Annotated in this window: 14 protein-coding genes; 8 read left to right on the top strand and 6 right to left on the bottom strand. The window is 59.6% G+C overall.

Features of this window, described 5'->3' with window-relative positions; translation table 11 throughout:
- Position 1: 1 nt before the first annotated feature.
- Entirely contained in the window at positions 2-460 is a 459-nt protein-coding gene (gene moaE / locus IE038_RS15580; RefSeq protein WP_163936220.1) for a molybdopterin synthase catalytic subunit MoaE, read from the top strand.
- Between the two features lie 184 nt (positions 461-644).
- Positions 645-1,424: an ABC transporter substrate-binding protein gene (locus IE038_RS15575; RefSeq protein WP_163936224.1), complete on the top strand. Its 780-nt coding sequence runs from the start codon at positions 645-647 to the stop codon at positions 1,422-1,424.
- A gap of 29 nt (positions 1,425-1,453) precedes the next feature.
- Here IE038_RS15575 and IE038_RS15570 read toward each other — a convergent pair whose 3' ends face one another.
- The 5 genes from IE038_RS15570 to IE038_RS15550 form a co-directional block, all read right to left on the bottom strand.
- Positions 1,454-2,080 carry a helix-turn-helix transcriptional regulator gene (locus IE038_RS15570; protein WP_163936227.1) on the bottom strand — a complete coding sequence of 209 codons (627 nt, stop codon included), beginning with the start codon at positions 2,078-2,080 and terminating at the stop codon, positions 1,454-1,456.
- 74 nt (positions 2,081-2,154) lie between these two features.
- Complete coding sequence (locus tag IE038_RS15565; protein ID WP_189395884.1) at positions 2,155-3,294, bottom strand: NAD(P)/FAD-dependent oxidoreductase; 1,140 nt, start codon at positions 3,292-3,294, stop codon at positions 2,155-2,157.
- 18 nt (positions 3,295-3,312) lie between these two features.
- The gene (locus tag IE038_RS15560; RefSeq protein WP_163936230.1) at positions 3,313-4,263 is read right to left on the bottom strand and encodes an ornithine cyclodeaminase family protein; all 951 of its coding nucleotides are present in this window, start codon (positions 4,261-4,263) and stop codon (positions 3,313-3,315) included.
- Positions 4,264-4,383: 120 nt separating this feature from the next.
- Entirely contained in the window at positions 4,384-5,811 is a 1,428-nt protein-coding gene (gene rhlB / locus IE038_RS15555; protein WP_229775675.1) for an ATP-dependent RNA helicase RhlB, read from the bottom strand.
- A 102-nt stretch (positions 5,812-5,913) separates the two neighbouring features.
- The gene (locus tag IE038_RS15550) at positions 5,914-6,570 is read right to left on the bottom strand and encodes an alpha/beta hydrolase (protein ID WP_189395883.1); all 657 of its coding nucleotides are present in this window, start codon (positions 6,568-6,570) and stop codon (positions 5,914-5,916) included.
- 330 nt (positions 6,571-6,900) lie between these two features.
- Between IE038_RS15550 and IE038_RS15545 the strand changes: the two genes are divergently transcribed.
- From IE038_RS15545 to IE038_RS15530, 4 genes are all read left to right on the top strand, one after another.
- Complete coding sequence (locus IE038_RS15545) at positions 6,901-7,929, top strand: amino acid ABC transporter substrate-binding protein (protein WP_189395882.1); 1,029 nt, start codon at positions 6,901-6,903, stop codon at positions 7,927-7,929.
- Positions 7,930-7,992: 63 nt separating this feature from the next.
- Positions 7,993-9,171 (top strand): amino acid ABC transporter permease, encoded by a 1,179-nt coding sequence (locus tag IE038_RS15540; protein ID WP_163931937.1) that lies wholly within the window; start codon positions 7,993-7,995, stop codon positions 9,169-9,171.
- Between the two features lie 10 nt (positions 9,172-9,181).
- Positions 9,182-10,279: an amino acid ABC transporter permease gene (locus IE038_RS15535; RefSeq protein ID WP_189395881.1), complete on the top strand. Its 1,098-nt coding sequence runs from the start codon at positions 9,182-9,184 to the stop codon at positions 10,277-10,279.
- Between the two features lie 10 nt (positions 10,280-10,289).
- Entirely contained in the window at positions 10,290-11,054 is a 765-nt protein-coding gene (locus IE038_RS15530; RefSeq protein WP_065761990.1) for an amino acid ABC transporter ATP-binding protein, read from the top strand.
- 46 nt (positions 11,055-11,100) lie between these two features.
- Here the strand turns inward: IE038_RS15530 and algW are convergent, their stop codons facing one another.
- A complete protein-coding gene (gene algW / locus IE038_RS15525; protein WP_163931934.1) occupies positions 11,101-12,258 on the bottom strand; it encodes a Do family serine endopeptidase AlgW in 1,158 nt (385 codons plus the stop codon).
- Positions 12,259-12,485: 227 nt separating this feature from the next.
- Between algW and IE038_RS15520 the strand changes: the two genes are divergently transcribed.
- Both IE038_RS15520 and cysD read left to right on the top strand, forming a co-directional pair.
- Entirely contained in the window at positions 12,486-13,244 is a 759-nt protein-coding gene (locus IE038_RS15520; RefSeq protein WP_163931931.1) for a Nif3-like dinuclear metal center hexameric protein, read from the top strand.
- A gap of 137 nt (positions 13,245-13,381) precedes the next feature.
- Positions 13,382-14,299, top strand: coding sequence for a sulfate adenylyltransferase subunit CysD (cysD, locus tag IE038_RS15515; RefSeq protein ID WP_163931916.1), 918 nt, complete (start codon positions 13,382-13,384; stop codon positions 14,297-14,299).
- Positions 14,300-14,310 lie beyond the last annotated feature (11 nt).

Genomic DNA, 14,310 nt, shown 5'->3' with positions numbered 1-14,310 from the left:
CATGGCGATTCGGGTGCAGGCAGCCGCTTTTGATCCAGGCGCCGAGCTCAATGCCCTGCATGCGGCCAATGTGGGGATTGGTGCCGTGGTCGGGTTTGTGGGTTACGTGCGCGACTTCAATGAGGGGCGCGAGGTTGCGGGCATGTTCCTGGAGCACTATCCGGGCATGACCGAGAAAGCCCTCGGCAAGATCATTGCCGAGGCTGAGTTGCGCTGGCCGTTGCTGCGTCTGGAGGTATTGCATCGTATTGGCGCGCTGGAGCCTGGTGAGCCGATTGTCTTCGTCGGGGTGGCCAGTGCGCATCGTCAGGCGGCCTTCGATGCCTGCAACTTCGTGATGGACTACCTCAAGACCCGCGCACCATTCTGGAAAAAGGAAAATACGGCCGAAGGGCCGCGTTGGGTCGAAGGGCGGGTCAGTGACCAGTCAGCGGCGCAGCGCTGGGAGGACGGTCGCTAATCGACGTAAACAGGTTAATCGCCCGTGTTGCTGGCGGTGCCATGCCTCGGTATCTCTCGCTCATCCAGGTGTTGAAATTGTGTACGTAAAAGTCCAGTATGGATTTATAAGTACAAAACAATTTCAGGCTTGTCACTTTCCTCTGTCTTGCAACACACCTCCAATAATGAGCGAGAGAGCCCTCATGAAGACCACTACCCTGATTGCCGGTCTGGCCCTGAGCCTGTTGGCCAGCAGTCATCTGTTCGCCGCCGAGAAAACCCTGCGTATCGGTATCGAAGCCGCCTACCCGCCGTTCGCCTTCAAGACCCCGGACGGCAAGATCAGCGGCTTCGACTACGACATCGGCAATGCCCTGTGCGCGCAGATGCAGGTGAAATGCCAATGGACCGAGCAAGAGTACGATGGGCTGATTCCCTCGCTGAAGGTCAACAAGATTGACGCGGCGCTGTCCTCCATCACCATCACCGAAGAGCGCAAGCGCTCGGTGGACTTTACCCACAAGTACTATTTCACCTCGGCCCGCCTGGCGATGAAGGCCGGTACCCAGGTCGATGACCAGTATCAGAGCCTCAAGGGCAAGCGCATCGGCGTGCAGCGCGCGACCACCACCGACCGCTATGTCTCTGAAGTGCTGGCGCCAAAAGGCGTAGAGATCGTTCGTTACACCAGTAATGAAGAGATCTTCATGGACCTGGTTTCCGGGCGCCTGGACGGTGTGTTCGCGGACACCATCCCGCTGGAGCAAGGGTTCTTGTTGACGCCCAAGGGTGAGGGCTATGCCTTTGTCGGGCCTGAGCTGAAAGATCCGAAGTACGTCGGCGAAGGTGCCGGTATTGCCGTGCGCAAGGGTAATACGCAACTGGTAAGCGAGATCAACAAAGCCATCGACGAAATCCGTAGCAATGGCGAGTACCAGAAAATCCAGGCCAAGTACTTCAAGTCGGATATCTACGGCGACTGATCTGCGCCAGACTCAGGGCCTGATGCTGTTCAGGCCTTGAGTTCCTTCAGGTGTTTGTACACCGTCGCCCGCCCCATGTTCAGCACATTGGCCACATAGTTGGCTGCACTCTTGCCACGAAACGCGCCTTCGGCGTGCAGGGCAAACACCAGTTCGCGTTTATGCTCGCGGGTCAGCAGGTTCAGGCTGAGCTGGCGTTGGCGCAACCAGCCGTTCAGGAACGTGTTGATGCGTTCCTGCCAGTCATCGCGGAACAAGGCGTCGGGTTGCGGGATCACTTTGCTGGGCGAGAGGAACAGGTCCAGGGCGGCCTTGACGCTTTCAAACAGGGAAATGTTCAGGTTGATGCACAACACGGCCATGGGGTTGCCGTTGGCATCGCGCAGCACTGTACTCAGTGAGCGAATCTTCTGACCATCCCAGTTGAGCTTCTCATAAGGACCGATATTGGTTTCGTCGGTGCCTTCTTCGAACATGTCTTCCAGGGCCGCATCATCACCGATCTCTCGCTTGGAGAGGTTGTTGGCAATGTAGTCGATCTTCTGGCTGCGCAGGTCGTGCAGCACCACTTCGGCATGCGGGAAGAACAGGGTGGCGATGGCATCGGCGATCGCCCGGAAATTGTCCAGGGCCGGGTCGGGGCGAGGTGTCGACATTGAGACGGGCTCCAGCGGTTGTCAGCGCCCTGGGTGAAAGGGCGCTGGGAGTGTGCCGCAAACGCAGTGGCGCGTCACCCTTGGGCTGCAATCAAGCGCTCAGGCGAGAGCATGGCGGCGGTCAGGCCAAAGTCCTTGAGTGATTCGGGCAATGCCTCGCCGCGCACCAGTGCGGCACTGGCCTGGCCCATGGCCGGCGAGGTCTGGATGCCATAGCCGCCTTGTGCCGCGACCCAGAACAGGCCGGGTACTTGAGGGTCGAAACCGGCGATCAGGTCGCCGTCGGCCACGAAGCTGCGCAGCCCGGCCCAGGTGCGGGTGGGGCGGCGAATGCTCAGGGTGGTGGCTTCTTCGATCTGGTATATGCCCATGGCGATGTCCAGTTCTTCCGGCTGCACATCGTGGGGCGCCACCGGGTCGGCGTTGGCGGGCGACCCCAGCAGCATGCCGGCGTCGGGCTTCATGTAGAAGGACTCGTCGAGGCTGACCAGCATCGGCCAGTCATGGCTGTCCACGCCTTCTGGCGCGGCGAAGATAAAGGCCGCGCGTCGTTTGGGTTGCAGGCCCAGCGGCCGTGCGCCAGCCAGTTCGCCGATCTGGTCAGCCCAGGCACCTGCTGCGTTGATCAACACCGGGGCGCTGAAACTGCCGCGCCCCGTGTGGACCTGCCACAGGCCATCGGTGCTGCGTTCTATACGCTGCACTTCGCAGTCGCTGTGCACTTCACCTTGTTGGCGGCGAATACCACGCAGGTAGCCCTGATGCAGGGCGTCGGTGTCGATATCGCTGGCGCTCGGGTCATAGAGCGCGCCATGCACCTTGTCACGGCGCAGTACGGGGAGGCGCTCGCAGGCTTGTTCGGCACTGAGCAACTGCACCTCAGGCACGCAGGCCCTGGCGCTGTCGAACTGGCGTTGCAGTTCCTCGGGGTCGCCGGTGAAGTCGACCGTCATTTCCCCGCGCGGGGTCAACAGCGGATGTTCGGCAAAACCCGCGGGTGGGGCGTCGAAGAATGCCCGGCTGGCGAGCGTCAGGGCGCGTACTTGCGGTGTGCCATAGGCGGCGGTGTAGAGCGCCGCCGAGCGACCGGTGGAGTGATAACCCGGCTGCGACTCGCGTTCGAGCAGCACGACCTTGCCATGGCCGGCGAGCCAGTAGCCGGTGGAGGCGCCGGCAATGCCGGCGCCAATAATGATGAACTCTGCTGGTTGCATGAACGTCTCCGGTTGCCGTCAGTCGGCGCGCTGCAGTCGATAGAGCGCATTGGCCAGGGCGATGTCTTCAAGGCCCAGGCCGATGGAGCGGAAGAACGCATGGCGCTGGTAGTCAGGACGCGGCGCCTGATCGCTCAGCAGTTGTGCCAGGTCACCGATGATCGCGTCGGCTTGCCAGCCATGCTGTTCGCTGGCGATGCGCATTTCCCCGGCCGATCCTGGCGTGGTCAGGCGGTAGTCGCAGTAGACGTCCATGCTCGCGAGGGTTTCTGGCGGCACTTCATGGGCGCGCACGGCGTTGGTGCTGATCGAGGTGATCAGGGCCGGTTTGCTCAACTGGCGCGGGTCGATGACCGGGCTGGCCGAGGACGTACAGAGCATGATGACATCGGCATCCTGTACCGCCTGTTCAAGGCTTTCGGCGAAGGTCAGGCGTGGATCAAGGTCACTCAGGGCGCGACGTTGTTCGGCGCTCTGCTGATGCAGGCGCGGCGAGTAGAGGCGGATGTCCTGCCAATCACGCAGGTCGCGGGTATAGCGCAGGTGCGCACGGGCGATGGGACCGCTGCCGATCAGGGCCAGGCGGCGGGCACCGGTTGCGGCCAGTGCATCGACGGCCACGGCGGTGGTCGCGGCCGTACGCGCGGTGGTCAGTTCGCCAGCGTCGCAAAGCAACAGTGGCTGGCCGCTTTGCATGGACATCAGCAGTGTCCAGGCGGTAACCAGCGGGCCGCTGTCACGAACGATATAGGGCGATGTCTTGACCCCATAGACACCGTCTTCAGCCAGTACGCCGCCGTAGTTGATGAAATCGCCAGCACCCCCTGGGAACTCGACGAGCTGCTGCGGCGGTTGCACGGCTTGCCCTGCGGCCAGGTCGCGAAACAGTTTGCGCAGGATCTGCGGAACATCCAGCTGGCTGAGCAGTTGGCGGGCGTGCTGTTGATCAATGACGAGGGGCGCGGACATGCAGAGCTCCAAATAAACTATTTTGTCTATTATGGACTTTTTGTTCTTGCGGGCAATATCGCGGCATAAAAAAACGCCACCTGGAAGCAGGCAGCGTTTTCGGTGTTGCAGTACAGCCGATCAGTGAGGTTTGCGTGGCACTGCGTCGAGCAACTCGGTCGGTGGCATCTCGCAGCTGATCTTGCGTCCCAGCAGTGTTTCGATGGCCGGCAGCTGGTAAGAATCATCTTCACCGGCAAAGCTGATCGATACGCCGCTGGTGCCGGCACGACCGGTACGACCGATACGGTGAACGTAATCGTCCGGGTCTTCTGGCAGGGTGAAGTTGATCACATGGCTGATGCCGTCGATGTGAATCCCCCGACCTGCCACGTCGGTGGCCACCAGTACGGTGATCCGGCCTTCACGGAAGTTTTCCAGGGTGCGGATACGCTTGTGTTGCGGCACGTCGCCGGACAACTGGGCAGCGTTGACGCCGTCGCGTACCAGGCGCTCTTCAATACGGCGGACTTCATCCTTGCGGTTGGCAAAGACGATGACCCGTTCCCATTTATTGCGGGTTACCAGGTTATACAGCAACTTGTATTTGTCGCTGCCGGCCACGGCATAGACGTGCTGCTCGACGGTTTCGCTGGCGACGTTCTCCGGCTCGATCTCGACGATGGCCGGGGTGGTGGTCCACTGCTTGGCCAGGTTCATCACGTCTTCGGTGAAGGTGGCCGAGAACAGCAGGGTCTGGCGTTCGCTTTTCGGTGGTGTCTGGCGAATGATCTGCCGTACCTGCGGGATGAAACCCATGTCGAGCATGCGGTCGGCTTCGTCCAGCACCATCACTTCGACCATGTCCAGGTGCACTTCGCCGCGCTGGTTGAAATCCAGCAGGCGGCCCGGTGTGGCGACCAGGATGTCGCAATGGCGCGCTTCAAGCTGCTTGAGCTGCTTGTCGAAGTCCATGCCGCCGACGAACGTCATCACGTTCAGGCCGGTGTATTTGGTCAGTGTGGCGGCGTCCTTGGCGATCTGGACAACCAGTTCCCGAGTCGGTGCGATGATCAGTGCTCGCGGCTCACCCATGTAGCGCTCTTTGGGGGCCGGGGTCTGCTGCAGTTGGGTAATGATCGAAATCAGGAATGCGGCGGTCTTGCCAGTGCCGGTCTGGGCACGGCCGATAGCGTCCTGACCGCGCAGGGTATAACCCAATACTTGCGCCTGGATGGGCGTGCAGTAGGGGAAGCCCAGGTCATGAATGGCATGCATCAGCTCGGGCGAGAGCTTGAAGTCGTGGAAACGGGTCTTGCCTTCCTGGGGTTCAACCACGAAGTCTTCCAGTTTCCAACTGGATGCCGCTGGTTTTGGCTTGCGCTCACGGCGTGGCTTGGGTTCTACCGGTTTATCAGCCTGCGCTGCTGCTGGCGCTTGAGCCGCTGGCTGGGCCGATGGGGCAGGGGGCTTGGGTTGTGCAGGTGGCTGCACCACGGGGGCAGCGGTTTCGGCAGCGAGTTGCTCAGCCTCGCCTTTGCCGAACATCTTCTTGAGTGCTTTGAGCACGGTCATCTCGTCAATTGGTTAAGGAATGTACGCCGGCCAGTGTAATGCAAGATTCGGGCGCGGCGTAGTGGATTGCGCTGACGGCTACACGGAAGTCGTGCTTCAGATCAAGTGTTGTGTCAGCCAGGCACCGATATCGTGGATTTCTTCGGGCAACACTTCGTGTTCCATCGGGTATTCCTGCCAACTGACGTTAACCCCCCACTGCTTGAGGTGCTCGTAGGCGGTACGGCCCATGGCGTTCTGTACCACGTTGTCGTACTGGCCATGCAGGCACAAGGCAGGGGTGCGTTGCTGGCTGGCGCTCAGCTCCCGTTCCGGGCTGAAGGTTGGCGCGTAGGTTGACAGGGCCAGGACACCGCCCAGCGTGCCTTGCCACTTTATATACGCGGTGTGCAGCACGACCGCACCACCTTGTGAAAAGCCGGCGAGAAAAATCCGCGTTGGATCGATCCCTTTGGCGCGCTCGGCCTCGATCAAGGCAATGACCTGGTCCGCTGATGCTTCCAGTTGCCCGCGATCGATCGAGCGGGCCGGACTCATGGCAGTGATGTCGTACCAGCTCGGCATTTCATAGCCACCGTTGATGGTCACCGGGCGGGTGGGTGCCTGGGGCATCACAAAGCGGGTGCTTAACAGATGTTCCTGCAAGGCTTCGGCGACCGGCAGGAAGTCGTAACGGTCTGCCCCCAAACCGTGCAACCAGATCACACAGGCATCGGGGGTATTTTGCGGCTCAAGTATCAACGGGTTGCTCATTACTGCTCCGAAAATGTGCGCACGCTCTTATTGAGTGCATGAAAAGGAGGCGTGTCGGTTCGATCCGGGAAAAACTTGTCGAAAGGCGACAAGTTTACCTATTGGCGCACACTGAATCGCTTAAGCGGCCCAGAGTGGTACGCGCCTTGCTATGAACCTTCCGACGTGACGCGAGGCGTTCCGACGGTAACACCATTTAGCGATCAAAGGCTGTCACAGAACAGCGTTATTGCGCCATTGACCCAAAAGCAAGCCAGCGCGGGTCGGATGCGCCTCATAAGGGTGCGGTGCAATCGGCTCGAACACAACAAGAGCAATCTGGAGGTTTTAATGAAGATGTTGAAATCCACTCTGGCAGTCGTTACCGCTGCCGCCGCACTGGGTATCAGTGCGTTTGCGCAGGCCGGTGCAACCTTCGATGCCGTGCAGAAGAAGGGTTTCGTCCAGTGTGGCGTGAGTGACGGCTTGCCGGGCTTCTCGGTGCCGGATGCCAAGGGCAAGATCGTGGGTATCGATGCCGACGTCTGCCGCGCTGTCGCCGCTGCGGTCTTCGGCGATGCGAACAAGGTCAAGTTCAGTCAGTTGAACGCCAAGGAGCGTTTCACTGCGTTGCAGTCCGGTGAAGTGGATGTGCTATCGCGTAACACTACCTGGACCAGTTCGCGCGATGCCGGCATGGGCCTGGTGTTCGCAGGCGTCACTTATTACGACGGTGTAGGCTTCCTGGTGAACAAGAAACTTGGCGTTTCCAGCGCCAAGGAGCTGGATGGCGCAACCATCTGCATCCAGGCCGGTACCACCACTGAACTCAACGTCTCCGACTACTTCCGCGCCAATGGCCTGAAGTACACCCCCATCACCTTCGATACCTCCGATGAAAGCGCCAAGTCGCTGGAGTCCGGCCGTTGCGACGTGCTGACCTCCGACAAATCGCAGCTCTATGCTCAGCGCTCCAAGCTCGGGTCACCAAACGATTATGTCGTGTTGCCTGAAACCATCTCCAAGGAGCCACTGGGCCCTGTTGTGCGCAAGGGCGATGAAGAGTGGTTCAGCATCGTCAAGTGGACCCTGTTCGCCATGATCAATGCTGAAGAGGCGGGTATCACCTCGAAGAATGTCGAAGCTGAAGCGAAATCGACCAAGAACCCTGACGTCGCCCGTCTGCTCGGTGCTGACGGTGAGTATGGCAAAGACCTCAAGCTGCCCAAAGATTGGGTCGTACAGATCGTCAAGCAAGTCGGTAACTACGGCGAAGTCTTCGAGAGGAACCTTGGCAAGAGCACCGATCTGAAGATCGACCGTGGCCTGAATGCCCTCTGGAACAACGGCGGCATCCAGTACGCGCCACCAGTGCGCTGATGGGTACGGCCTGTGGCAGCGTGCTGCTGCAGGCCGTTTCGTTCCTTCTCTTCGGGGCATTTCATGCAAAATAAAATCGGCGCACCCAAAGGGTTTTCCCTGAGCGATCCACGTGTGCGTGCGTGGCTGTTCCAGATCATCACCGTGGTCGCGGTGCTGGGGCTGGGTTGGTACTTGTTTCACAATACCCAAACGAACCTGCAACACCGAGGCATCACCTCGGGTTTTGACTTTCTTGAGCGCAGCGCCGGTTTCGGTATCGCTCAGCACCTGATTCCCTACACCGAGTCCGATAGCTATTCCCGGGTGTTTGTCATCGGCCTGCTCAACACGCTGCTGGTGACCTTCATCGGTATTATCCTGGCGACCGTGCTCGGTTTTATCGTCGGTGTGGCCCGGTTGTCACCGAACTGGATGATCAGCAAGCTGGCCACGGTATACGTCGAAACTTTTCGTAACATTCCGCCGCTGCTGCAGATCCTGTTCTGGTACTTCGCGGTGTTCCTGACCCTGCCGGGGCCGCGCGGCAGCATCAATTTTGGCGATACGTTCTTTATCAGCAACCGTGGCTTGAACATGCCGGGTGCTTCAGTGGCGGAGGGTTTCTGGCCATTCGTCGGCAGCCTGGTGGTCGCCGTGATCGCCATCGTGCTGATGGTGCGCGTGGCCAACAAGCGCTTTGAGGAAACCGGTGAGCCGTTCCATAAATTCTGGGTCGGCCTGGCGCTGTTTTTGGCCATTCCCGGGTTGTGCGCGTTGTTGATCGGCAGCCCATTGCATTGGGAGGTACCGCAGCTCAAGGGCTTCAACTTTGTGGGCGGCTGGGTGCTGATCCCCGAGCTGCTGGCCCTGACCTTGGCCTTGACGATCTATACGGCGGCGTTCATTGCCGAGATCGTTCGCTCCGGGATTCGCTCGGTCAGCCACGGCCAGACCGAAGCCGCGCGTTCATTGGGCCTGCGTGAAGGGCCAACCCTGCGCAAGGTCATCATTCCCCAGGCACTGCGCGTAATCATTCCACCGCTGACCAGCCAATACCTGAACCTGGCGAAGAACTCCTCGTTGGCAGCGGGTATTGGCTATCCGGAAATGGTTTCGCTGTTCGCCGGTACCGTGCTCAACCAGACCGGCCAGGCTATCGAAGTGATCGCCATCACCATGAGCGTCTATCTGGCCATCAGCATCAGCATTTCCCTGCTGATGAACTGGTACAACAAGCGCATTGCGCTGATCGAGCGGTGAGGACAAGCGCATGAGTACCCATGTTTTCAAACCCGATATGCCGCCGCCGGTTAAAGCCGTCGGTGTCCTCGCATGGATGCGCAACAACCTGTTCTCCAGCTGGCTCAACACCTTGTTGACCCTGTTTGCCGTGTATCTGGTCTGGCTGATCGTGCCCCCCCTGTTGCAGTGGGCATTCATCAATGCCAACTGGGTGGGCACCACTCAGGCCGACTGCACCAAGCACGGCGCCTGCTGGGTGTTCATTCAGCAGCGTTTCGGTCAGTTCATGTACGGCTATTACCCCAGCGAACTGCGCTGGCGGGTCGACCTTACGGTGTGGCTGGCAGTGATTGGCGCGGCGCCCCTGTTTATTGCCCGGGTCCCACACAAGGTTGTCTACGGCCTGGCGTTCCTGGTGATGTACCCCGTACTGGCCTACACCCTGCTGCACGGTGGTTACCTGGGCTTGGTTGCGGTGGCGACCAGCCAATGGGGGGGCTTGATGCTGACCCTGGTGATCGCCACCGTGGGTATCGTTGGCGCATTGCCGCTGGGCATTCTGTTGGCACTGGGGCGGCGTTCGAGGATGCCGGCAGTGCGCGTGGTGTGTGTCACGTTCATTGAGTTCTGGCGTGGCGTGCCGTTGATCACGGTGCTGTTCATGTCGTCGGTAATGCTGCCGCTGTTCCTGCCTGAAGGCATGAGCTTCGACAAGCTGCTGCGGGCGATGATCGGGGTAATCCTGTTCCAGTCGGCCTACATTGCCGAGGTGGTGCGCGGTGGCCTGCAGGCCATTCCCAAGGGGCAATACGAGGCGGCTGCCGCCATGGGCCTGGGCTATTGGCGGGCCATGGGCCTGGTGATTTTGCCGCAAGCCCTGAAACTGGTTATCCCCGGCATCGTCAACACCTTCATTGCCCTGTTCAAGGACACCAGCCTGGTCATCATCATCGGCCTTTTCGACCTGCTCAATAGTGTCAAGCAGGCCGCCGCCGACCCTAAATGGCTGGGTATGGCGACCGAAGGCTATGTCTTCGCCGCCCTGGTGTTCTGGATTTTCTGTTTCGGTATGTCCCGCTACTCCATGCATCTGGAGCGTAAGCTGGACACAGGCCACAAGCGTTAGGAGTGTTCCCATGAGTGAAGCGATCAAACAGCCTGTGAGCCCTGAAGGCATTATTCAGATGCAGGGCGTGAACAAGTGGTACGGCCAGTTCCACGTGCTCAAGGATATCAACCTGAACGTGCGCCAAGGTGAGCGTATCGTCCTGTGCGGGCCTTCGGGCTCGGGCAAGTCGACGACCATCCGTTGCCTCAATCGCCTTGAAGAGCACCAGCAAGGTCGCATCGTGGTTGATGGTGTCGAGCTGACCAACGACCTCAAGCAGATCGAGGCGATTCGCCGTGAAGTGGGCATGGTGTTCCAGCACTTCAATCTGTTTCCGCACCTGACCATTTTGCAGAACTGCACCTTGGCCCCCATGTGGGTACGCAAGATGCCCAAGCGCAAGGCCGAAGAAATCGCCATGCACTACCTGGAGCGGGTCAGGATTCCGGAGCAGGCCAACAAGTATCCGGGGCAGTTGTCCGGTGGTCAGCAGCAGCGGGTAGCGATTGCCCGGGCATTGTGCATGAAGCCGAAGATCATGCTGTTCGATGAGCCTACGTCGGCGCTCGATCCGGAGATGGTCAAGGAAGTGCTCGACACCATGATCGGCCTGGCCGAAGACGGCATGACCATGCTTTGCGTGACCCACGAAATGGGCTTTGCCCGGACCGTGGCGAACCGGGTGATCTTCATGGACAAAGGAGAGATCGTTGAGCAGGCGCCGCCGAACGACTTCTTTGACCGGCCACAGAACGAGCGAACCAAGCTGTTCTTGAGTCAGATCCTGCACTAAGGGCTGAAACGCAATCGCCGGCTTTGCCGGCGATTGCGTTACGGGATCAGTTGTTTTCTGTCTGTACGGGCGCAGGTGGCGGACGCAGGCCGACTTCCGCGATCAGCTTGAGCTCCTTGCCGTTGCGAATCACCTCGATCGCCACTTTGTCATTGGGTTTGGTCCGCGCCACCTGGTTCATCGAGCGACGGCCGTCACCGGCGGCCTCACCATTGATGCTCAGGATCACATCGCCCAATTGCAGGCCGGCTTTTTGCGCTGGTCCATCGCGGAAGATCCCGGCGACGACGATACCTGGCCGACCCTGCAGGCCGAACGAATCTGCCAGTTCCTGGGTCAATGGCTGCACTTCGATACCCAGCCAGCCACGGATAACCTGGCCATGCTCGATGATCGACTTCATGACTTCCAGTGCCAGGTTGGTCGGGATGGCGAAGCCAATGCCCTGCGAGCCGCCGGACTTGGAGAAAATCGCCGTATTGATACCGGTCAGGTTGCCGTTGGCATCGACCAGCGCGCCGCCTGAGTTACCCGGGTTGATCGCCGCGTCGGTCTGGATGAAGTCTTCATAGGTGTTCAAGCCCAGCTGGTTACGCCCGGTGGCGCTGATGATCCCCATGGTGACGGTTTGGCCGACGCCAAACGGGTTGCCAATGGCAAGGGCGACATCGCCGATATGAATACCGTCGGAGCGACCAATGGTGATCGAGGGCAGGTTTTTCAGGTCGATCTTCAGTACCGCGAGGTCTGTCTCAGGGTCGCTACCAATGACGCGGGCGAGGGTTTCGCGGCCGTCCTTGAGCGCCACCACAATCTGGTCGGCCCCTGCGGTCACGTGGTTATTGGTCAGCAGGTAGCCTTCCGGGCTCATGATCACTGCCGAACCCAGGCTGGACTCCCAGCGTTTTTGCTTGGGCAGGTTGTCGCCGAAGAATCGGCGGAACTGCGGGTCTTCGAACAGCGGGTGAGCGCTCTTGTTCACCACTTTGGTGGTGTACAGGTTGACCACGGCGGGAGCGGCAATGTTCACCGCATCGGCATAGGACACCGGTCCCTGCATGATGCGTGTGGTTTGCGGTGCCTGTTGCAAATTGACGTCCTGGCTGGGCAAACCGACCCATTGCGGGAAGCGCAGGATGACCAGCAGGGCGATCAGTACACCGGTCAGCAGTGGCCAGCCAAAGTAACGCAAAGCCTTGAACATTGAGCGAGTCTCGGGAGATGGCAGAGGGCCGCGAAGTAGGGAGGCGCGCGATCATACTGCGTCAGGCGCTGCGCTGAAACTGCGCAGCATGTTGACGGATAGCGGTAGTTGACCCGGCGCCCCCTGGCGTATGCCGTCGGTTTCCCCAAACCGGTCGACGGCCCATAATGACGTTCATTATACGAGGCCTTGTGCCGCGCTGAACTGCTGAATTGAGGAGTCTTTTCATGGCTGTCGCCCTGAGTACCCTGGTCGAGGAAGCCGACCGTTACCTTGGCAGTGCAAAAATCCAGGATTACTGCCCCAATGGCCTGCAGGTCGAGGGCAATCCACAGGTGACGCGCATCGTGAGTGGCGTCACTGCCAGCCAGGCGTTGCTTGATGCCGCTGTCGAGGCGGGTGCCGATCTGGTGCTGGTTCACCATGGCTACTTCTGGAAGGGTGAAAACCCTTGCATCACGGGCATGAAACAGCGCCGCCTGAAGACCCTGCTCAAGCATGACCTGAGCCTGTTGGCCTATCACCTGCCGCTGGACCTGCACCCGGAAGTCGGTAACAACGTGCAACTGGCGCGGCAACTGGATATCACCGTTGAAGGTCCGCTGGATCCTGAAAACCCACGGGTAGTGGGGTTGGTCGGCTCGTTGGCCGAACCGCTCTCTGCCCGCGATTTTGCCCGCAAGGTGCAGGATGTGATGGGGCGTGAACCCCTGCTGATCGAAGGTGAAGGGGTTATTCGCCGGGTCGGCTGGTGTACGGGCGGTGGCCAGGGTTACATTGATCAAGCGATTGCCGCGGGTGTCGATTTGTTCCTCAGTGGTGAAGCGTCCGAGCAGACCTTCCACAGTGCACGGGAAAACGGCATCAGCTTCATCGCCGCGGGTCATCACGCAACCGAGCGTTATGGTGTGCAAGCACTGGGCGATTACTTGGCGCGGCGATTTGCGCTGGAGCATCTGTTCATTGATTGCCCGAACCCCATCTGAAACTCAAAACCCCTAGGCATATTCTTATACCGTTTCGTTCTAGTTTGCTTCCTCAATAGAATTGGACGCTGTGCTAGAGTGCCGAACGCGAACACGGCCCGCTGGCCGTCCATAAGATCGATTTTCCGTGAGTAGCCATGGTCGACAAACTGACGCATTTGAAACAGTTGGAGGCGGAGAGCATCCACATCATTCGTGAGGTGGCCGCCGAGTTCGATAACCCGGTGATGCTGTACTCGATTGGCAAGGATTCGGCAGTGATGCTGCATCTGGCGCGCAAGGCTTTCTTCCCGGGCAAGCTGCCGTTTCCAGTGATGCATGTCGACACGCAGTGGAAATTCCAGGAGATGTACAGCTTCCGCGACAAGATGGTCGAGGAAATGGGCCTGGAGTTGATCACCCACGTTAACCCTGAAGGTATCGCCCAGGGGATCAACCCGTTCACCCACGGCAGCGCCAAGCACACCGACATCATGAAGACCGAGGGCCTGAAGCAGGCACTGGACAAGTATGGTTTCGATGCTGCGTTCGGTGGTGCTCGTCGCGATGAAGAGAAATCCCGCGCCAAGGAGCGCGTGTACTCGTTCCGCGACAGCAAGCACCGCTGGGACCCGAAGAACCAGCGTCCTGAGCTGTGGAACGTCTACAACGGCAAGGTGAACAAGGGCGAGTCGATTCGTGTGTTCCCGCTGTCGAACTGGACCGAGCTGGATATCTGGCAGTACATCTACCTGGAAGGTATTCCGATCGTACCGCTGTACTTCGCTGCCGAGCGCGAAGTGATCGAGAAGAACGGCACGCTGATCATGATCGATGACGAACGCATTCTCGAGCACCTCTCCGACGAGGAGAAGGCTCGTATCGTCAAGAAGAAAGTGCGTTTCCGTACCCTTGGCTGCTACCCGTTGACGGGCGCGGTGGAGTCCGAAGCTGAAACCCTTACGGACATCATTCAGGAAATGCTCCTGACGCGAACGTCCGAACGCCAGGGCCGTGTCATCGACCACGATGGCGCCGGTTCGATGGAAGACAAGAAACGTCAAGGCTACTTCTAAGTTAGGGTCAG

It is taken from the genome of Pseudomonas laurentiana, from assembly GCF_014648275.1.
In the GTDB taxonomy this organism is placed as follows: Bacteria; Pseudomonadota; Gammaproteobacteria; order Pseudomonadales; family Pseudomonadaceae; genus Aquipseudomonas; species Aquipseudomonas laurentiana.
This window is presented reverse-complemented; position numbering and strand designations above follow the sequence as displayed.